This window comes from Allonocardiopsis opalescens (assembly GCF_003002095.1).
Classification (GTDB): Bacteria; Actinomycetota; Actinomycetes; order Streptosporangiales; family Streptosporangiaceae; genus Allonocardiopsis; species Allonocardiopsis opalescens.
This window is the reverse complement of record NZ_PVZC01000008.1, coordinates 108,342-128,080: the sequence shown is the minus strand read 5'-3', so window position 1 is coordinate 128,080 and position 19,739 is coordinate 108,342. Positions and strand designations below refer to the sequence as shown.

13 protein-coding genes are annotated in these 19,739 nt (G+C 75.0%); 5 read left to right on the top strand and 8 right to left on the bottom strand.

Going from position 1 to position 19,739, the window contains the following annotated elements; all coding sequences use genetic code 11:
- Positions 1 to 95 precede the first annotated feature (95 nt).
- From CLV72_RS24335 to CLV72_RS24320, 4 genes are all read right to left on the bottom strand, one after another.
- Positions 96 to 2,597, bottom strand: a complete 2,502-nt coding sequence (locus tag CLV72_RS24335) for an MMPL family transporter (RefSeq protein ID WP_106250748.1) — start codon at positions 2,595 to 2,597, stop codon at positions 96 to 98.
- Between the two features lie 81 nt (positions 2,598 to 2,678).
- Positions 2,679 to 3,323, bottom strand: coding sequence for a TetR/AcrR family transcriptional regulator (locus CLV72_RS24330; protein WP_211303090.1), 645 nt, complete (start codon positions 3,321 to 3,323; stop codon positions 2,679 to 2,681).
- A gap of 222 nt (positions 3,324 to 3,545) precedes the next feature.
- Positions 3,546 to 3,938 (bottom strand): PPOX class F420-dependent oxidoreductase, encoded by a 393-nt coding sequence (locus CLV72_RS24325; RefSeq protein ID WP_106250745.1) that lies wholly within the window; start codon positions 3,936 to 3,938, stop codon positions 3,546 to 3,548.
- Between the two features lie 165 nt (positions 3,939 to 4,103).
- Entirely contained in the window at positions 4,104 to 4,769 is a 666-nt protein-coding gene (locus CLV72_RS24320; RefSeq protein ID WP_146159547.1) for a hypothetical protein, read from the bottom strand.
- Positions 4,770 to 5,418: 649 nt separating this feature from the next.
- Here CLV72_RS24320 and CLV72_RS24315 point away from each other — a divergent pair.
- The 3 genes from CLV72_RS24315 (at position 5,419) to CLV72_RS24305 (ending at position 8,977) form a co-directional block, all read left to right on the top strand.
- Complete coding sequence (locus tag CLV72_RS24315) at positions 5,419 to 6,837, top strand: sensor histidine kinase (RefSeq protein ID WP_146159546.1); 1,419 nt, start codon at positions 5,419 to 5,421, stop codon at positions 6,835 to 6,837.
- Positions 6,834 to 7,514: a response regulator gene (locus CLV72_RS24310; protein WP_106250736.1), complete on the top strand. Its 681-nt coding sequence runs from the start codon at positions 6,834 to 6,836 to the stop codon at positions 7,512 to 7,514. The genes CLV72_RS24315 and CLV72_RS24310 overlap by 4 nt, the downstream gene beginning before the upstream one ends.
- A 635-nt stretch (positions 7,515 to 8,149) precedes the next feature.
- The gene (locus tag CLV72_RS24305; protein ID WP_211303089.1) at positions 8,150 to 8,977 is read left to right on the top strand and encodes an FkbM family methyltransferase; all 828 of its coding nucleotides are present in this window, start codon (positions 8,150 to 8,152) and stop codon (positions 8,975 to 8,977) included.
- 10 nt (positions 8,978 to 8,987) lie between these two features.
- On the opposite strand, the gene CLV72_RS24300 is transcribed toward CLV72_RS24305, so the two are convergent.
- The 3 genes from CLV72_RS24300 to CLV72_RS24290 all read right to left on the bottom strand — a co-directional run bounded on the left by CLV72_RS24300 (position 8,988) and on the right by CLV72_RS24290 (position 14,506).
- Positions 8,988 to 10,970, bottom strand: a complete 1,983-nt coding sequence (locus CLV72_RS24300; protein ID WP_106250733.1) for a glycoside hydrolase family 31 protein — start codon at positions 10,968 to 10,970, stop codon at positions 8,988 to 8,990.
- 355 nt (positions 10,971 to 11,325) lie between these two features.
- Positions 11,326 to 12,339, bottom strand: coding sequence for a LacI family DNA-binding transcriptional regulator (locus tag CLV72_RS24295; RefSeq protein WP_106250731.1), 1,014 nt, complete (start codon positions 12,337 to 12,339; stop codon positions 11,326 to 11,328).
- A 4-nt stretch (positions 12,340 to 12,343) separates the two neighbouring features.
- Positions 12,344 to 14,506, bottom strand: coding sequence for a beta-galactosidase (locus CLV72_RS24290; RefSeq protein WP_106250728.1), 2,163 nt, complete (start codon positions 14,504 to 14,506; stop codon positions 12,344 to 12,346).
- A 439-nt stretch (positions 14,507 to 14,945) separates the two neighbouring features.
- On the opposite strand from CLV72_RS24290, the gene CLV72_RS24285 reads away from it, so the two are divergent.
- The gene (locus CLV72_RS24285) at positions 14,946 to 17,684 is read left to right on the top strand and encodes a cellulose binding domain-containing protein (RefSeq protein ID WP_106250726.1); all 2,739 of its coding nucleotides are present in this window, start codon (positions 14,946 to 14,948) and stop codon (positions 17,682 to 17,684) included.
- Positions 17,685 to 17,763: 79 nt separating this feature from the next.
- On the opposite strand, the gene CLV72_RS24280 is transcribed toward CLV72_RS24285, so the two are convergent.
- Complete coding sequence (locus tag CLV72_RS24280) at positions 17,764 to 18,708, bottom strand: SDR family NAD(P)-dependent oxidoreductase (RefSeq protein ID WP_106250723.1); 945 nt, start codon at positions 18,706 to 18,708, stop codon at positions 17,764 to 17,766.
- Positions 18,709 to 18,886: 178 nt separating this feature from the next.
- On the opposite strand from CLV72_RS24280, the gene CLV72_RS24275 reads away from it, so the two are divergent.
- Entirely contained in the window at positions 18,887 to 19,732 is an 846-nt protein-coding gene (locus CLV72_RS24275; RefSeq protein WP_106250721.1) for an MmyB family transcriptional regulator, read from the top strand.
- The last annotated feature ends 7 nt before the right edge of the window (positions 19,733 to 19,739 follow it).

Sequence of the window (19,739 nt, the reverse complement as noted above, 5' to 3'; positions counted from 1 at the left end):
ACAACCCGCCGGTAGCGCCTGGCGGCAGGCGCCTCACGGCGGAAGAATCGGGTTATGGGGTCGCCCCCCTGGGCGGGCGGGGGATGTCGAAACGGTCAGCTCCGGGCGGCCGGTTCCGGTTCGCGGGTGGCGTGCCGGGGTGCGGTCTCGGGGCGCAGGTTCTCGCCCTCGATGTCGACATTGGGCAGCAGGCGGTCCAGCCAGCGCGGGAGCCACCAGGTGCTGCGGCCGAACACGGCCATCACGGCGGGGACCAGCACCATTCTGACCAGGAAGGCGTCCAGGAAGACGCCGACGGCGAGGGCGAAGGCGATCGGCTGGATGGTGGTGTTGTCGCCGAAGACGAAGGCGGCGAAGACCGAGATCATGATAACGGCGGCCACCGTCACGACGCGGGAGCCCTGGCGGAAGCCGGTGACGATCGCGCCGCGGGCGTCGGCGCCGTGCACGAACTCCTCGCGCATCCGCGACACCAGGAAGACCTCGTAGTCCATCGCCAGGCCGAACAGGGTGCCGATCAGCAGTGAGGGCATGAAGGCCAGCAGCGTGGGCGTGCTGGTCACCCCGAGCAGTTCGGCGCCGACGCCCCACTGGAACACCAGCACGGTCAGGCCGAGCGCGGCACCGGCGCTGAGCACGAAGCCCACCGCCGCCTTGATCGGTACCACGATCGAGCGGAAGACGATCATCATCAGGATGAGCGCGAGCCCGACCACCACACCGAGGAAGACCGGCAGCGCCTCGCCCAGCCGTTCGGACACGTCGATGGCGATGGCCGTGGACCCGGCCACCGAGATCGCCACGTCGGTGTCGGCCCGCAGCTCGTCGGCCATCGCGCGGATGTCGTGCAGCAGGTCCTCGGTGGCCAGATCCGACGGCCCGTGCTCGGGGATGACGGTGATCATCGCGGCGTTCTCGGGCGTGTTGTACTCGGGGCCCTGGACGTCGGCCACGCCGTCGAGCGCGTCCAGCCGCTCGATGGTCTCCTCGGCCGCCTCCTGCGGCTCGTGCGAGCGGGTGAGGTCGGCGACCACCAGCAGCGGCGCGTTGAAGCCGGCGCCGAAGCCCTCGGTGACGATGTCGTAGGCGCGGTGCTGGGTGGACTCGGCCGGGCTGGACTCCTCGTTGGGCAGGCCGAGCCGCATGTCCATGACGGGGATGATGGCGGCGCCGAGCACGACCAGCACCGCGAGCACCGTCACCAGCGGGAAGCGGATGACCGCCCGCACCCAGCGGGCGCCCAGCGTGTCCGCGCTGCGCACCGCCGCCTCCGCCCGCCTGGCCAGCACCGGCACCCGCAGCGCGCCGATGCGCGTCCCGGCGAAGCCGAGCAGCGCCGGGAGCAGGGTGATGGCGACCAGCACCGACACCAGCACGGTGACCGACGCGGCCACGCCCATGATGCCGAGGAAGGGGATGCCCACCAGGGTGAGGCCGAGCAGCGCGATCATCACCGTGACCCCGGCGAAGACCACCGCACTGCCCGCCGTCGCGATACTGCGGGCCGTCGACTCCTCGGGGTCCATGCCGTCCAGCAGCTGCTGACGGTGCCGGGAGAGCACGAACAGGGCGTAGTCGATGCCGACGGCCAGACCGAGCATCACCGCCAGGATCGGCGCGGTGCTCGACAGCTCGATCAGGCTGGACGCCGCGAACAGCAGCGCCATGCCGACCCCCACACCCACCAGCGCCACCAGGATCGGCAGCCCGGCCGCGATCAGCACCCCGAAGTTCACGATCAGCACGACCAGCGCGACCGCGAGGCCCAGCGCCTCGCCGCCGTGGATGGCGGTGGCGTCGGCGGAGATGATCGACTGGCCGCTGAACTCCACGACCATGCCGGCGTCGCGGGCGGCGTCGCCGGTCTCCAGCAGCGCGTGCACCACCTCCGGGGGCACCGAGCCCTCGGGGTCGGAGAACTGCACCTGCACCAGCGCCACCGTGCGGTCGTCGGACAGCAGCGGGATCTGGTCGAGTACCTCGTCCTCATCGAAGGCGGGCGCCCGCTCCAGCACCTGGCGCTCGGCCTCCTCCTCGGCCTGCCTCTCGGCGTCGGCTCCGGCCTGCTGGAGGGCCTGCGACTCGGCGAACTCCAGCAGCTGCTCGCGGTCGGGGGTGCCCTCCGGGATCTGCGCGGACGCCTGCTCGCGGGCGGCCTCGCGCACCATGTCGCGCGCCGTCTCGCGGGCCTGGGCCTGCGCGTCGGCGATGGCGGCGTCGATCTCCTCGTCATAGGTCTGCCGCGCCGTCTCCACCAGGCCGAAGGGGTCCATGGCCGACTCGACGCCGTCGACGTCCTCCATCTCGGCCACCGACGCGGCGATGGCCTCCTGGTAGCGCTCGTCGGTGACGTCGGCGCCGGCGGGCACCTGGAAGACCGCGCGGGCGCTGCCGCCGCTGCGCTCGGGGAAGCGCTGGTCCAGCATGTCCAGCGTGCGCTGGGACTCGGTGCCGGGGATGGTGAAGGAGTCCTCGGTGGGGCCGCGGAAGGCCAGCGCGGCCAGGCCGAGCACCACCAGCGTCGCCATCCAGGCGCCGAGCACGATCCAGCGGCGCCGGTAGGAGAAGCGGCCCAGCCGGTACAGGAGTGCAGCCATCGAAGGAGTTACCTCGGGTCGGGTCGGGTGGCGGGCCCGAGGAGGCGGGCCGGCCGGGGGGCGGGGCGCTGGCTCACGGGATCAGGCGAGCCCGGGCAGCAGCAGGGCGATCAGGCGGTCGGCGTGCTCGTCGGCCCACTCCTGGCGCGAGGGCTCGACACCGGTCACCATTCGCAGCCACGGCGCCTGCGCGAACGGGACGGCGCCGAAGGCGACGAGCAGGTGGAAGGCGCGCGGGGGATCCAGGTCGACGGTGACCCCGGCCGCGCGCATCCGGGTCCAGGCGTGCACGAAGAGGTCGTAGAGCGGCCGGACGTGGCGCTCGGTCAGCCAGCGCAGTCGCGCGGAGTCGGAGGTGGACTCCAGCGACATGATCTGGTGCAGCTCCGGGCGCCTGGCGGCGAAGCGCGCGAACCTGCGCAGCGCCGTGACGGCGTGCGCCTGCGGGTCGCCCGCGATGTCCAGCCCGTCGAGGACCTCGCCGAGCTCCGCGAAGAGCCGGTCCATCGCGGCGCGCCAGAGCGCTTCCTTGGTGGAGAAGTAGTAGTTGATCTGCGGCTGGTGCGCACCGGCCCGCTGCGCGATCGCGCGGGTGGACGCACCCTCGAAGCCGTGCGCGGCGAACTCGGCCAGCGCCGCGTCCAGGATCTCCGCCGCCACCACGTCGGAGAAGCGCCGGCGGCCGCGGGCGGGGGAGTCGGCGCCCTCCGGAGGCTCAGCGGACACGGCTCCGCCCGCCGCCGCGTGCACACCCATGGCTCCCCGTCCCCCTGTGCTCGCCCCGAGCCGGCCCCGAACACGGCGAAGCGCGGACAGGACCGGCCCGCCGCGCCACGTCGTTATCGGGCAATATTAGTGTTTTCAATCGATAACGCAATATCGTTCCCTTGTGCGCCCGGGCACACCGGGCGGTCCGCGGCCGAGCCGGCGGACCGCCCGGTGCCCTGTTCACTGCTGCGTCGTGTGCTCCGGCCGCACCACCACCACGTGCCGCTCGTCGCCGGGCTGCGCCCACGGGTACACGTCCTCGCCCAGGTACTTCTTGGCCATCGCGTTGATGAACGCGTCGCCGTGGTCGCGGTCGAAGCGCTCCACCCGGCCCCGGATCTCCAGATACCGATACGGATTGTCCGGGTCGTGCACCGACAGCGCGATCCGGGGGTCCCGTTCGAGGTTCCGGAACTTCTGCCTTGTCGAGGTCTGACTGAACTTCACGAAGGTGCCGTCCCACTCGAACCACACCGGACTCGACTGCGGCTCGCCGTTCGGCCCGATCGTCGCGATGTGCGCGAACGCGAGCTTGTGCAGGATGTCCTCTCGCTCGGACGGGATCACAGACACGTCTCCTCCTTCTCGGCCGCGACCACGCGGCCCCAGGTCCACTCCGTCCCGCACACACGGGCCCGGATCGCGCGGCCACTACCCCGCCACCGGGCCGCCGTCACGGCGGCGGCCGGGCGAGATCACCCGGACCGCGGCGGCACCGGACGGGCCGGCGGCTCCGTGTCAGGCGGCGAGGAAGGAGGCGAAGCGCTCCGCCGGAAACGAGGCGAGCAGCCGCTCGCGCGTCTCCTGCCCGACCACCTCGTCCGCCAAGGGGCCGAGGCAGCCGCGGACGAGCCCGGGATGCTCCTCGGGCGTCGGACAGATCAGCGCGGCCAGGACCCGGAGCACCAGGGGCAGGCCGTCGGCCTGGACCGGATCGAGCAGGCGGCCGAGCAGCCGCCAGGCCAGGTGCACCACCGAACGCACGGCGGCGTCCGCGAGGACCGAGCTCAAGGGCTGGGCGTCCGCCGTGTCCCGGTCGCCGAGCAGGGCCGAGGAGACGGAGTCCGGTACCCGGTCGAGCCGCGCGTCGGCGGATTCGAGTGCGGTGGCGAACGCGAGCAGCAGATCGCACCAGAAGTGATGGCGCCGGCGGACGATGATCTCCCTCAGTCCGGCGCTTGAGACGCGCTCCGCCGTGTCCGCCGACCCGCCGCCGTCCTCGACGGGACTCGCGGCGGCTCCCTCAGGGCGGCGGGTCTCCTGCGTGTGCTGGGTCGTTTCCCCGTTCGAGTCCAGACGGGCGAGGACGTCATCGGTGAGTCCGGTGCCGATCGCCGCGAGGAGCCGAGCGGATTCGGGACGGGCGGCGAGCCAGTCGACCGCGTCGGCCGCCACGCAGTCCATCGCCGCCTCCCTCATCGGCTTCGTCGGCCGGGTGGACCGTGTGCCCGCGGCCTGCGCCCAGGCGCGGTCGGCCGCTGCGCGGAGACGGGCCCGCGCGGCGGCGTCCCCGGCGGCGGCGAGCCGCCCCGGCCAGCCGTGCTGGGCGCCGCCGCAACCGACGCATCGGCACGCATGCCGCCGGGCGTTCGCACACGCGGTGTTGTGCGCCATCGGTCCTGCCCTCCCGCGCACTGGGCCCAGCTGCCGGCGACCGGGTGCGCGAAGCCGTGGGAGCGCTGTTTCGCGCATCGTCGCCCTCCGCGGCGGTGGCCGCTATGACCCCGAAGGGCAGGGCACACAGATATGGCGCGGCGGTCAGGGGGCCGGACGACGCGTTCGGCACCGACGCCGTTGGAGCCGTTCTCCTGGATCGCGCGGGTCGAGCGGCGGAGCCGCGCTCGTGCGGCGAGACGCCGCCCGGCGGTCGGACGGGTGCCGCACCGGCGGCCGGAGCCGTGGAGGGCGCCGGGTCGGTGCCGGCGCTCGGTACGGCCGGTGCCGGACCGGCCGTGCGCGGCGACGCAGAGGCGGGCCGGAGGGCGGCCGCGGCTCGTGCGCGGGCCGTACCGATCCGGCCCCGTAGGCTGGCGGCCGACGGCCGGGGGTGGTGGTGAGCGTGCGGTGGGAGCCGGTGGCGGGGCTGCTCGCCGAGGTGCGGGCGGCGAACGCGGCGCGGGTGCCCTCGGCGGCGGAGTCGCCGCCGGGGGGCGCGGCCACGCCGATGGTGGCGGCGCGGCCGCTGCGGATCACGGCCGTGGTGCTGCTGGTGCTGAACACGCTGATCCTGGCCGGTGTGGGCGGCTACGGCCTGCTGGCACCGGTGGTGGCCGCGCTGGTGTCCTTCCCGCTGTGGCTGTGCGCGCGCCGGCCGATGGCGGCCTGGTGGCTGACCCTGGCGTGGCTGGTGGCCCTGCCGCCGCTGACCTACCTCGGCACCCGGATGCCGGTGATCCCGTGGATGCTCGACATCGCGCCCGTTCCGGTGCTGGTGCTGTACGTGGCGGTGCTGTCGGCGCCGTCGCGGGCCGGCGTCCTCGCGGTGTGCACGGGGCTGCTGGCCGGGTGGGCGCACGCGCCCTACCTCGCCGCCGACGCCGTGCTCGCCGTCTGGTCGGCGGGCACCTGGTCGGCGATGCTGGTGATGGCGGCGCTGGTCGGCCGCACCAGGCGGACGCGGCGCGACGCCACGCTGCGGGTGGCCGCCGAGCGGCAGCGGGTCGCCGAGGAGCGGGGCAGGCGCGAACTGCTGGAGGAGCGGGCCCGGATCGCCCGTGAGCTGCACGACGTGGTCGCCCACCACATGTCCGTCATCGCGGTCCAGGCCAGCAGCGCGCCCTACCGCATCGAGGGCGGCGTGTCGGAGCCGACGGCGGCGGAGTTCGCCGCCATCGGCGCGGCCGCACGCGAGTCGCTGCGCGAGATGCGCCAGCTCCTCAGCGTGCTGCGCACCGCCGAGGGCGCGGCCGAGACGGCACCCCAGCCCGGCCTGGCCGACCTCGGCCGGCTGGCCGAGTCGGCCCGCCGGGCCGGCAGCCCGACCCGCCTCACCGTGGACGCCCCGCCCGAGCGCGTGTCCGCCTCGGTGGCGCTGTCCGTCTACCGGATCGTCCAGGAGTCGCTGAGCAACACGGTCCGCCATGCCCCCGGCGCGTCCGCCGAGGTCAGCGTGGACGCGCACGGCGACCCGCCCCGGCTGGGCGTGCGCGTCCGCAACGGCCCGCCGCCCGCCGCTCCGGCCGCGGCCCCCGATCCGGCCGCGGTGCTGGACGGACGCGAGCGCGGGCCCGGGCACGGCCTGCTCGGGATGCGGGAGCGGGCGGCCATGCTGGGCGGCGAGCTGGCCGCGGGGCCGACGGACGACGGCGGCTTCCTGGTCACCGCTATCATCCCGCTGGTGCGGGACGGCGACGCCGGCGGAAGCCGCGTCGGCGGGGGCGCCGCCGCGGCGGACGGCGGCGCGCCGGACGGGAGCGGTGCCGGTACGCAGGCCGCGCGCTGGCGCGGCGCGGGAGAAGGGGGCGGCGGGTGACGATCTCGGTGCTGATCGCCGACGATCAGGCCATGGTGCGGGCCGGGTTCGCGGCGCTGCTCGCGGCGCAGCCCGATATCGAGGTCGTGGGCGACGCCGTCGACGGTGCCGCGGCGGTCGAGGCGGTGCGCAGGCTGCGGCCCGACGTGGTGCTGATGGACATCCGGATGCCCAATATGGACGGCCTCACCGCCGCCCGCGAGATCCTGGCGCCGCGCGCGCCGGGCGACCGGGTGCCCCGGGTGGTGGTGCTGACCACCTTCGACGTGGACGACTACGTGTTCAGCGCGCTGCGGGCCGGCGCGAGCGGCTTCCTGCTGAAGGACGCCCCGCCCGCCGACCTGATCAGCGCGGTGCGCGTGGTCGCGGGCGGCGAGGCGCTGCTGGCCCCCTCCGTCACCCGGCGGCTGATCGAGAGCTTCGCCGCGCGCCCCCGGACCGAGAGCGCCCGCTCGCCGCGGCTCGCGGCGCTGACCGCCCGCGAGACCGAGGTGCTGACCCTCATCGCGGCCGGGCTGTCCAACACGGAGATCGCCGCCCGGCTGGTGGTGGCGGAGGAGACGGTGAAGTCGCACGTCGGCCGCCTGTTCAGCAAACTCGGCCTGCGCGACCGCGCACAGGCCGTGGTCTTCGCCTACGAGAGCGGCCTGGTCGTCCCCGGCCACACCGGAGGCTGAGGCGGCGGGCGCCCGGGCCGCCCGCTTGGACGGCGAGGGGGCTGGTGCCGTGAACACCTGGTGCCGTTGCGGAGCCCGTCGCTATCCCGGACGGCCGAAAGCGCGGTGCCGCGAGTGCTCTGCGCCTTGGCGGCCGGTCGGCGACCGCGGGCGCGGTCTGCGGCGGACGACTGTCCGTCCGAGGTCGGCTCGGTGTCCGGTGCCCCTCGCAGCGCTGCGGCAGGCCGCGCAGCCCTGAACGGGTGGGGTCGCGACCATGAGCGCGGCGGACGCGCGGCCATGGTCGCGGCACCGGGCGCCCAGGCGGAGGCTCCTCCCTGTTCCCGGGTTCCGGCCGCGCACGCCGGTCGCGCACGGCGCCCCAGGGCTCCGGACGTCTCAGACGGTGTCCGAGTCCGTGCCCGGTCGGCTCGAACCGGCGGACAGGTCGCCCGACCGGTGCCGTCCGGTGCGGTCGACCGAATCCCCGGTCGGCGGTGCGGCTCATCCCCGGGAGGGAGGCCGGGGCCCCGGCTGGCTCCGGGGAGCCAGGGCGCAATGTGCTCCGTGCGGGGATTCGGGCGGACCCTTCCGCTTCCTAGCGTGCTCGGGCAGACGTCGACAGGCGGGGCCGGGGGCTCCGCCGAGGAGGAGCCATGGCCGCCGGCCCGATCGCACCCACCGCAGACCGCCCGACCGCCGCGCCGCCGTCGGGCGGACGCGGGCGGCACCGAACCGGGGCGCTGGCGGGGGTGCTGCGCGGCTGCGCCGCGCTGGCGCTGAGCGAACCGGAGATCCTGGGGCTGGACCGGATCGTGCGGGCCGGCGATGTGTGCTTCGACATCGGGGCCGCGTACGGGATGTACACCTATCCGCTGGCCGCGCTGGTGGGGCCGGCGGGGCGGGTGTACGGCTTCGAGCCGCTGCCGAACCCGTTCCGGATCCTGGCCGCCGGGCACCGCGCCACCGGCGCGGGCAATGTGCGGGTGTTCAACGCGGCGCTCGGCCGGCGGGAGGGCACCGCCGAACTGACGCTGCCGATCCGCTTCGGGCTGCCCATCCACGGCTGGGCGCACCTGCGCGAGGGGGTGGCCGAGGGGAGTGCGCCGCCCGAGTACGCCGCGACCCGCACCAGCCGGGCCCTGCGCACCCGGGTGCGGACCGTGGACGGGTTCTGCGCCGACCACGGGATCGGCCGGGTGGACTTCATGAAGGTGGACGTGGAGGGCTTCGAACCCGCCGTGCTGGCCGGCGCCGAGCGGGTGCTGGCCGAGCACCGGCCCTCGCTGCTGATGGAGATCGAGGACCGGCACCTGGCGAAGTACGGCACCGACTGCGCCGCGATCGTGGCCGCGCTGGCCGAGCGCGGCTACCGCATGTACGCCTGGCGCCGCCGGGAGTGGCGGCCGGTGGACGCGGTGGACGGCAGCAGCCCGCGCTACCGCAACTACCTGTTCGCGACCGAGGAGGCGTGGCGGCGCTGACACGGCCCGCTCACTGCGCGATCGGGACGCGGGCGCCGTCGCGCAGGAAGACGGGGATGCGCGACAGCGGGGCGGCGACCTGGTGCTCGGCGCCGGGTTCGAGTTCGGTCCCGGTCCAGGCGTCGGTCCAGGTGGAGCCCTTCGGCAGGTAGACGGTGCGCTCGGTGGCGCCGGGGGAGGTGACCGGCGCGACCAGGAGGTCGGGGCCGAGCAGGAACTGGTCCTCGACCTCCCACGATCTGGGGTCGTCGGGGAACTCCAGGAAGAGCGGGCGCATCGGCGGCAGGCCCCGTTCGTGGGCGGTGCGCATCTGCTCGGCCAGGTAGGGGCGGAGCCGTTCGCGCAGGTGCAGGATGTCGGTGATCAGGGCGTAGGCGTCGGCGCCGTAGGACCAGACCTCGTTGGGGCCGCCGGTCATGGCGGCGCCCAGCGGGGTGCGGGGGTCGCGGTTGCCGTGCAGCCGGAACAGCGGGCAGAAGGCGGCGAACTGGAACCAGCGCACGATCAGTTCGCGGTAGAGGGGGTCGTCGGGGTCGCCGCCGTGGAAGCCGCCGATGTCGGTGGTCCACCACGGGATTCCCGACACGGCCATGTTCAGGCCGGCGGGCACCTGGGCGGCCAGCGACTCGAAGGTGGCCGGGATGTCGCCGGACCAGACGGCGGCGCCCCAGCGCTGGCTGCCCGCCCAGGCCGACCGGCACAGCAGCACGATCTCGTCCTCGCCGGCCTCGCGCATGCCCTCGTAGAAGCCGCGTGCGTGCTCGGCGGGGTAGCTGTTGAAGACCTCCAGGCCGGGGCCGGTGTGGAAGCGCAGGTTGGCGGGGTGGCCAGGGCGGATCTCGGGTTCGCAGGCGTCGAGCCACCACACCCGGATGCCGAGGTCGTAGTAGTTGCGGCGGACGGTCTCCCAGACGAAGCGGCGGGCCTCGGGCGAGGTGGCGTCGTAGAAGGCGACCGGGATCTCGGCGTCATTGCCCTTGTCGACCCACCCGGCGTGGAACTCCACACCGCTCTCCGTGCCGACGAGCAGGCCGCGTTCGGCCATGGCGGGGTGGTTCTCGCTGGTGGGGTTGACGCTGGGCCAGATCGAGACCATGAGCCGGACGCCCATCTCGTCCAGCTCGCGGACCATGGCGGCGGGGTCGGGCCACTCGGCCGGGTCGAAGCGCCAGTCGCCCAGGCGGGTCCAGTGGAAGAAGTCGGCGACGATGACCGACAGCGGCAGGCCGCGCTCGCGGTGCTCGCGGGCGACGGCGAGGAGTTCGTCCTGGGTGCGGTAGCGCAGCTTGCTCTGCCAGAAGCCCGTGGCCCACTCCGGCAGCATCGGCGGGCGGCCGGTGGCCTCGGCGTAGCGGGACACGATGGCGGCGGGGTCGGGGTCGGCGGTGATCCAGTAGTCGATCTGGCGGGCGCCGTCGGCGACCCAGCGGGTGCCGTTCTCGGCCAGCTCGACGCGGCCGACCGCGGGGCTGTTCCACAGCAGGCCGTAGCCGCGGCTGGACAGGGCGAACGGGATGGTGATCTCGCCGTTGCGCTGCTCCAGTTCGAGCACCATGCCCTTCTGGTCGAAGCGGCCGTGCATGCGCTGGCCCAGGCCGTACAGGCGCTCGCCCGGGTAGGCGCGGAAGCGCTGCTCGAGCCGCTGGTAGCCGTTGCCGGCGGACAGGAAGTGGCGCGGACCCGGCCACCAGAAGTGGGCGGGCTGCTCGGCGAGGAGTTCGGTGCCGTCGTCGGTGCGGGAGAAGCTGACCAGTCCGGCCTCGCTGACCGCGGCCGTCAGCAGGCCGTTGGTGATGCGCGCGCCGCCGGGTTCCACGACGGCCTGCGCCGGGGCGGGGGCGGGGGCGTCGAGGAGCGCGCCGGGGAGGTCGTCGCGGAGGGCGTGCAGGCCGGACTGCACGCGGAGCGAGCCGGGCCCCCAGGGCCTGATCCGGAGCAGTTCGTGCCCGGACCGCCACAGGAGGGTGTCGCCGTCGACTCGGAAGGGGCTCATGGGTCCGTGCCTTTCTGGGCGGGGACGGGCGGACGCGTTCCAGGATGGCGGTCGGCCGCTCCGGCCGCGTTCCGCTGTCCACAGGTCGGCGGTGGCCGGCGAAGTCGTCCACAACCGGCGGGTAGGTCTGGCATCCGGGCGGTCCGCGCCGGAAGACTGGTGGCAGGGGCTGTGCCCCCTTGGGAGGGCGGGGGAGGGGGGTCTGGTGAGCGGAGTCGGGGTGAGCGCGATCGGGGCGAGGGCAGTCGTGCGGCGGAGTCCGGGCGGCGGAATCGGGGCCAGCGGAGTCGGGGCCAGGGCGGGTAGGGCCGGACGGGGGCGGTCGGGCGGGCGGGGACTCGGGCGGGCGACGGCGTCAGGGGGCGTTCGGGGGCGGGGCGGTGCTGGCGCGGAGCTGGAGTTGAGGGGGGAGCAGGCGCACGGTGTGGTCCTCGGCGCCGTCCAGGCGGCGCATCACGGTGCGCACGGCGTCCTTGGCGATCTGCTCGGCGGGCATCGCCACGACGGTCATCGGCACGGGGAGCCCTTCGGCGGACTCGTCGGGGCCGATCGCCACCAGCGACAGGTCGCCGGGCACCCCCGCGCCCTCGGCGTGCAGCACCTCCTGGAGCACGGGCAGCGCGTCCTCGTTGTGCACGACGACGGCGCTGAGCCCGGGTCGGCGCTCCCGCAGCGCGGCCAGCGCCGCGCGCACCCCGCCGAAGGTCGGCGTGCACGGCTCCTCGGCCGTGCGCACGCCGTGCGCGTCGGCGGCGCCGCGGAAGCCCTCCAGAGTGCGCCGGGCGAAGCTGGTGCCGCGCAGGTACACCTGCTCGGGCGGGCCGAGGAAGCCGACGCAGCGGTGCCCGAGGCCGGCCAGGTGCTCCAGGCAGGCGGCGCCGGCGGCGGCGAAGTCCAGGTCCACGCAGGGCAGCCCGGACGGGTCGTCGGGCACGCCGATCAGGACGCTGGGCTGCGCCAGGCCGGTCAGCACGGCGGGGCGCGGGTCGTCGGCCTCGACGTCCATCACGATGAAGGCGTCGGCCATCGCCGACTCCGCCACCCGCAGCAGGCCGTCGACGCCCTCGTCCTGGGTGAGCAGCAGCACGTCGTGGTCGTGCTCGCGGGCCGACAGCACGATCGTGGTGACGAAGCGCATCAGCACCGGCAGGTTCATGTCCGAGCGCAGCGGCACCACCAGCGCGAGCACGTTCGTCCTGCTCCCGGCCAGCGAGCGGGCGCCCGCGTGCGGCCGGTAGCCCAGCTCCCTGATGCTGCGCCGCACCCGCGCGTCGGTCTCGGCCGAGATGGCGCGCTTGCCGGAGAGCACGTAGGAGACGGTGCTGATCGACACGCCGGCGTGCCGTGCCACGTCCGCGATGGTCGCCATCGGCCTACTTCCGTCCAGGGCGGTGCGAGCCCGCCGGAGCGCCGCTGTCGAAGCGCTTCGACGCACCGACAGTAGGCTTCCCGGCCTCCGGATGGCAAGACCCCTCCGCGTCGACGCGTGCGCGGAGCACGAGCACGCCGCCCGGCGCGATCCGCACCGGCCCGCCCTCCGGCGGGTAGCGCGCCCCCGACACGGCGTCCACCGCGCCCGCCGCCGCGCCCAGCCGCCGCAGCGGCAGATCGTGCGCCAGTTCGGTGTGGTTGAGCACGAAGAGCCACGCCGGGCCGCCGTCCGCGGGCTCGCGGCGCACCACCTCCACCCCCGGCGGCGCGCCCTGCGCACCGGACGCGCCCAGCACCTCGGCCAGCAGCCGGGACAGGCCCTCGTCGCCGAGCCGGGTGGACAGGTACCAGGCCGTGCCCGCCCCGTGCTCCTTGCGGGTGATCGCGGGCCGGTCGGCCAGCACCCCCGAGGCGTAGCGCGCCACCGCGCGCGCCCCGGTCACCGCCACGTCCTCGCTCCACAGCCGCCCGGCCCCGTAGCGCGACGGCTCCGCACCGTCCGGCCCGGCGGCCCCCTCGGCGAAGACCGCCACCCGCTCGTCCGGCTCCAGCGGCAGGAACTCGGTGACGCGCACGCCGAGCAGCCCGCGCAGCGCGCCGGGGTACCCGCCGGTCCGCACCCGCCCGTGCTCGTCGGCCACCCCGCTCAGGAAGGTGGCCAGCAGCCGGCCGCCGCCCTCGACGTACGCCGCCAGGGCCTCGGCCGCCCGGTCCGACGCCAGGTACAGCGCGGGCGCCACCACGGCCCGGTAGCCCGCCAGCCTGGCCCCGGGCGCGACGAAGTCCGCCGTCCACCCCGCCCGCCACAGCACCCGGTGCACCTGGGCGACGGCCTCCAGGTAGTCCAGGTCGGGCGCGGGCAGGTGCGGGGCGCCCAGCGCCCACCAGCACTCGGGGTCCCACAGCACCGCGACCGGCGCCACCACCCGCGCCTCGCGCGCCTCGCCCAGCCGCGACAGCAGCCCGCCCAGCCCGCACACCTCGCCGTAGACCCGCGAGGCCGGGCCCGCGTGCGGCACCATCCCGCCGTGCCACTGCTCGGCGCCCCCCGCCGAGGCCCGCCACTGGAAGAACATCGCGCCCACCGAGCCGCGCGCCACATGGCCCGCGCCGTGCCGCAGCAGCTCGCCCGGCCGCTTGGCCAGGGTCCGCCCGCCCGCGTACACCACCCCGGCCGCCTGCTCCATCAGCAGCCACGGCCTGGATCCGGCCCAGGACCTGGCCAGATCGGCGGCGAAGGCCGTCTGCTCGGCGGCGGCGGAGCCCGGCCGGTCCGGATAGTGGTCGACGGCGACCAGGTCCACCTCCTCGGCCCAGCGCCACGGGTCCACCGGCACCCAGTCGCCGTAGGCGAGGTTCGTGGTCACCGGCACGCCCGGGGCGCGCTCGCGCAGGACGTCGCGCTGCGCGGTGAAGTGCGCCAGCATCGCGTCGGACAGGAACCGCCGGAAGTCCAGCGCCTGCGCCGGATTGGGCCGGTACTGGGTGGCGCGCGGCGGCAGCACCTCCTCCCAGGAGGCGTAGCGCTGGCTCCAGAAGGCCGTGGTCCAGGCGTCGTTGAGGGCGTCCAGGCCGCCGTGGCGGCGGGCCAGCCAGTCGCGGAAGGCGGCCGCGACGTGCTCGCAGTGGCACCAGGTGCCGTACTCGTTGTGGACATGCCACAGCGCGAGCGCCGGGTGGCCGCGGTAGCGGTCGGCGAGCGCGGCGGCGATCCGGGTGCTCGCCGCCAGGTACGACGGCGCGCACACGCAGTAGGTGTCGCGGCTGCCGTGGGAGAGCCGCACGCCCTCGGCGGTCACCGGCAGCGCGTCGGGGTGCGCCAGGCCGAACCAGGGCGGCGGCGAGGCCGTCGGGGTGGCCAGCGCCGCGCCGATCCCGTGGTCCGCCAGCAGGTCGAGCACCCGGTCCAGCCAGCCGAAGGTGTAGCGGCCCTCCTCCGGCTCCAGCCACGACCACGAGAAGACGCCCACGGTCGCCAGGTTCACTCCGGCGCGGCGCATCAGCCGCACGTCCTCCTGCCAGACGCTCTCGGGCCACTGCTCGGGGTTGTAGTCGCCGCCGTACCAGAGCCCGGCGGCTGGGAGGGGGACGGGCGTAGCGGGCATGCGGGCGCTCCCTGGTTTGGACATAAGGAAGCCTAATTATGCGGCCACCCCACCGGCTTCTGTCGAGAGCGGTCCGAGGCGCCGCCACGCTCCGACCCTGTCCGGACCGTCGCTTCGTACGGCCGTCCACGCAGGTGGAAACGGTGGCCGAGTCGGACGTCACCCCTCCCGCGGATACGGGTCCGGGGTTCGGGTACCTCGCCGCTCCGGTGCGCCCGTTGACGCGGATTGGTTGGGAGACCAGACTAATTGCCAGCTGTCCGGGACCGCGGTACGGGCCGATCCCGCCCGAGCCGCCGCGCGCCGCGCCACCAGCGCCGCGCGGGCGGCCGCCGCGTCCCCGACGGCCCGTCCCGGCACGGCGCCCGCCCTGCCGCCCCGGACCGCACCCGGCCTCCCCCAGGGCCCCGGTGCGGGCAGCCCGAGCAGAGGAAGCCCGATGGCACTCAGACCCCGCACGACCCCGCCCCCCGAACCGCCCGACCGGGTCCCACCGTCCCGGACCCGCTCGGTGCGCGCCCGCCTGACCGCCTGCGTCGCCGTCCTCGCCACCGCTCTCGGCGCGCTCGGCCTGTTCGCCCTGCCGCAGGCCGCCTCGGCCACCGCCGCGACCGGCGATTACGAGTGGCGCAACGCCCAGGTCGTCGGCGGAGGCTTCGTCCCCGGCATCGTCTTCAACCAGAGCGAGCCCGGCCTCGCCTACGCCCGCACCGACATCGGCGGCGCCTACCGCTGGGAGCCCGGCACCGAGACCTGGATCCCGCTGCTGGACTGGGTGGGCTGGGACGACTGGGGCTGGAGCGGGGTGGCCAGCATCGCCACCGACGCCCGCGACCCCGACCGCGTCTACGCCGCCGTCGGCAACTACACCAACGACTGGGACCCCGGCAACGGCGCCATCCTGCGCTCCGACGACCGCGGCGAGACCTGGGACGTCACCGAGCTGCCGTTCAAGGTCGGCGGCAACATGCCGGGACGCGGCATGGGCGAGCGCCTGGCCGTGGACCCCAACGACAACCGCATCGTCTACTTCGGCGCTCCCAGCGGCGAAGGGCTGTGGCGCAGCACCGACTACGGCGCCACCTGGTCGGAGGTGACCGCCTTCCCCAACCCCGGCGACTACGTGGCCGACCCGAACGACACCTCCGGCTACTCCTCCGACATCCAGGGCGTCGTCTGGGTGACCTTCGACCCCACCAGCGGCAGCGGCGGCCAGGCCAGCCAGGACATCTACGTCGGCGTCGCCGACCTGCAGAACACGGTCTACCGCAGCACCGACGGCGGCGCCAGCTGGGAGCGGGTGCCCGGCCAGCCCACCGGCTTCATCGCCCACAAGGGCGTGCTCGACCACGAGAACGGCCGCCTCTACATCGCCACCAGCGACACCGGCGGCCCCTACGACGGCGGCCACGGCGACGTGTGGCGGCTCGACACCGCCTCGGGGGAGTGGACCAGGATCAGCCCGGTGCCCTCCGACAGCCCCGACAACCACTTCGGCTACAGCGGCCTGACCATCGACCGGCAGGACCCCGACACGCTCATGGTGGCCACCCAGATCTCGTGGTGGCCCGACATCATAATCTTCCGCAGCACCGACGCGGGCGCCACCTGGACCCGCGCCTGGGACTACACCAGCTATCCCAACCGGTCCTTCCGCTACCAGATGGACATCTCCGCCGCCCCGTGGCTGACCTTCGGCGCCAACCCGGCCCCGCCCGAGACCACCCCCAAGCTCGGCTGGATGACCGAGGCCCTGGAGATCGACCCCTTCGACTCCGACCGGATGATGTACGGCACCGGCGCCACCATCTACGGCACCGAGAACCTCACTACCTGGGACTCCGGCGGCCAGATCGACATCGAGGTGATGGCGCGCGGCCTGGAGGAGACCGCCGTGCTCGACCTGGCCAGCCCGCCCTCGGGCGCCCCGCTGCTCAGCGGCCTCGGCGACATCGGCGGCTTCCGCCACACCGACCTGGACACCGTGCCGGGCATGATGTTCACCTCGCCCGTCCACACCTCCACCACCAGCCTCGACTACGCCGAACTCGACCCGAACCGGGTGGTGCGCGTCGGCAACGCCGACGGTGTCGCCAACATCGGCCTGTCCAACGACAACGGCGCCAACTGGTACGCCGGCGCCGAGCCCGCGGGCGTCACCGGCGGCGGCACCGTGGCGCTCGCCGCCGACGGCACCGACATCGTCTGGAGCCCCCAGGGCGCCGGCGTGCACCACTCGTCGGACTTCGGCGGATCGTGGACGCCCGCCCAGGGCATCCCGGCCGGCGCCACCGTGGAGTCCGACCGGGTCGACCCGAACGTGTTCTACGGGTACGCCGCGGGCCGCTTCTACGTGAGCACCGACGGCGGCGCGAGCTTCACCGCCACCGCCGCCACCGGCCTGCCGTCCAGCGGCAACGTCCGGTTCAAGGCCGTGCCCGGCGGTGAGGGCGAGGTCTGGCTGGCCGGCGGCGAGGAGGGCGGCACCTACGGGCTGTGGCGCTCCACCGACGCCGGCGCCTCCTTCACCCGGGTGAGCGGCGTCCAGGAGGCCGACACCATCGGCTTCGGCGCGCCCGCGCCCGGCGCCGACCACCCGGCCCTGTACACCAGCGCCCAGATCGGCGGCGTGCGCGGCATCTTCCGCTCCGACGACGCGGGCGCCAGCTGGGTGCGGATCAACGACGACGACAACCAGTGGGCCTGGACCGGCGCGGCCATCACCGGCGACCCCCGCGTCTACGGCCGCGTCTACGTCGGCACCAACGGGCGGGGCGTCATCGTCGGCGACCTGGCCGACGGCCCCGGCGGCGGCGATCCCACGGGCGAGCCCACCGGCGGACCCACCACCGGCCCGGGCGGCTCCTGCTCCGTCGACTACACCGTCACCAACCAGTGGAGCGGCGGCTTCCAGGGCGCGGTCGAGCTGACCAACACCGGCAGCGCACCGCTGTCGGGCTGGTCGCTGGCCTGGCGCTTCACGGCCGGGGAGCGCATCACCCAGATCTGGGGCGCCACCCACACCCAGGCGGGCGCGGACGTCACCGTCACCAACGCCTCCTGGAACGCCACCGTGGCACCGGGGGACACGGTCTCCTTCGGCTTCCTCGGCAGCCGCACCGGAGCGGCGAGCGTCCCGTCGGCCTTCACCCTCAACGGCGCGGCCTGCACCTCGTGAGCCGCGCCGGCCAGGCGGCCACCCCGCCATGATGCGAGGGAGGCGGCGCGCCCGACCGGCGCGCCGCCTCCCTCGCCACTCACGACGGACGTCCCCGCTCCGGCCGCGGCGGGGACGTCCGGTCCGCGCCGGTGTCCGAGGCGGACGGCTCCCGCCCCGCGTCGGCGGGCAGCCCGACGAGGCGGGCGCTCTCGCGCCACAGGCGGTCCAGGCGCTCGGGGTCGGTGGTGTGCGGTGCGGTCTCGGCGGCCTGGCGCTTGACGAAGAACTTCCCCGTCACGCCCTCGGCCTCCTCGGCCGTGGCCAGCCACAGCGGGGTGTCGGCGCCGGTGGCGGTATCGCCCGCGAACACCGAGCACACCGTTCCGAACAGCTTCAGCGCGCCGCGGTCGTAGCGGTCGAGGCGGCCGCCCTTGATGATGCCCGGGTGCGCGCCGTTCACGGTCGTGCCGGTGCCGGCGAGCCGGGAGGCCAGCGCGTACACGAACATCGCGTTCATGTTCTTGGTGCGCGCGTAGGCGACGAACGGGCGGAAGCTGGGCGGCCAGCCCAGGCCGCGCCCGCTCTCCAGGTTGAGGTCGTCGAGGTCGACCGGGGTGCGGGCGAGCCCGCTCGGGGAGCCGCCCACGACGACGAAGCGGCGCGGCCCGGCCGCCGGACGCTCCGCGAGGCTGCGCAGCAGCAGGTAGGGGGCGAGGTGGTTGGTCACCAGCGACCGGTGGAGGCCCTCGGGGGTGCGGTCGTCGATCGGCGCGATGACCGCGGCATTGCTCACCACGATCGACGGCCTCCGCGCGCCGAGTCGGTCCGCGAGCGCCCGCACCTCGGCCAGGTCCGACAGATCGGCCGGCTCGGTCTCCAGCTCGGCTCCCGGGACGGCGCCGCGGATGCGCCGCCGCGCCAGGTCCAGCCGGGCGGGATCGCGGGCGACGAGGACGACCGCCGCGCCGGTGCGGGCGATACCGGCCGCGATCTGCTCCCCGATCCCGCCGCTGGCGCCCGTGACGACGGCGAGGCGGCTCATCGGTCCGCTCCTTGGCCCGGCCGGTGCGCGCGGTGCGCCGAGGACGCCGGCACCCGCCCCGGCGGCTGGGACGTGCAGGTCTGTGTTGGCATGCCCCCCACCGTCCGGCATGCCGGACCGCCGTCCCAGGTATCGGCTGTACCACCCTGTTCGCGTGCGGGGGTGGCACCCTGGTGGCATGAGCACCGGTGAACTGGCCAGGGCCCTGCGCTCGTGGCGCGAGCGGGTGCGCCCGGCCGACGTCGGGCTGCCCGATGTCGGCGTGCGCCGCACCGCCGGACTGCGCCGCGAGGAGCTGTCCGCCATCGCCCAGATCTCCGTCGACTACCTGGTCCGGCTGGAGCAGGGGCGGGCGCGCAACCCGTCCGCGCAGGTGCTGGCCGCACTCGCCCGCGCGCTGCGCCTGTCGACCGGCGAACGCGACCTGCTCTACCGCGCCGCCGGGGCCCAGCCGCCCGCCGCGGGCGTGGTGCCCCGGCACATCGGCCCGGGCACCGCCCGCATCGTCGACCGGCTCACCGACACCCCGGTCGCGGTCTTCACCGCGAGCTGGGACCTCATCCACGCCAACCCGCTGTGGACCGCCCTGCTCGGCGTCGCCGAGGCGGCGTCCCCACGCGCGCGCAACCTGGTGTGGCGCCACTTCACCGGCCTGGCGAACCCGGTCGTGTACACCGCGGAGGAGCACGACCGCTTCGGCCGGGGCCTCGTCGGCGACCTGCGCGGCGCGATGGCGTCCTATCCGGACGACCGCGGGCTCGCAGCACTGGTGGCCGAGCTGCGCGCGACCAGCCCGGCCTTCGCCGAGCGGTGGGACGACTTCGCGGTGCCGCCCCGTTCGCCCGAACGCAAGACGATCCACAGCCCGGCGGTCGGCCTGGTCACCCTGGACTGCGATGTGCTGGCCACCCTGGACTCCGATCTCCGGATCATCGTCTACACCGCCCGCCCGCACACCGAGGACGCCGGCAAGCTCGACCTGCTCCGCGTCACCGGCCACCACGGGGCCGTCGGCGGGCGGTGACGCGCGC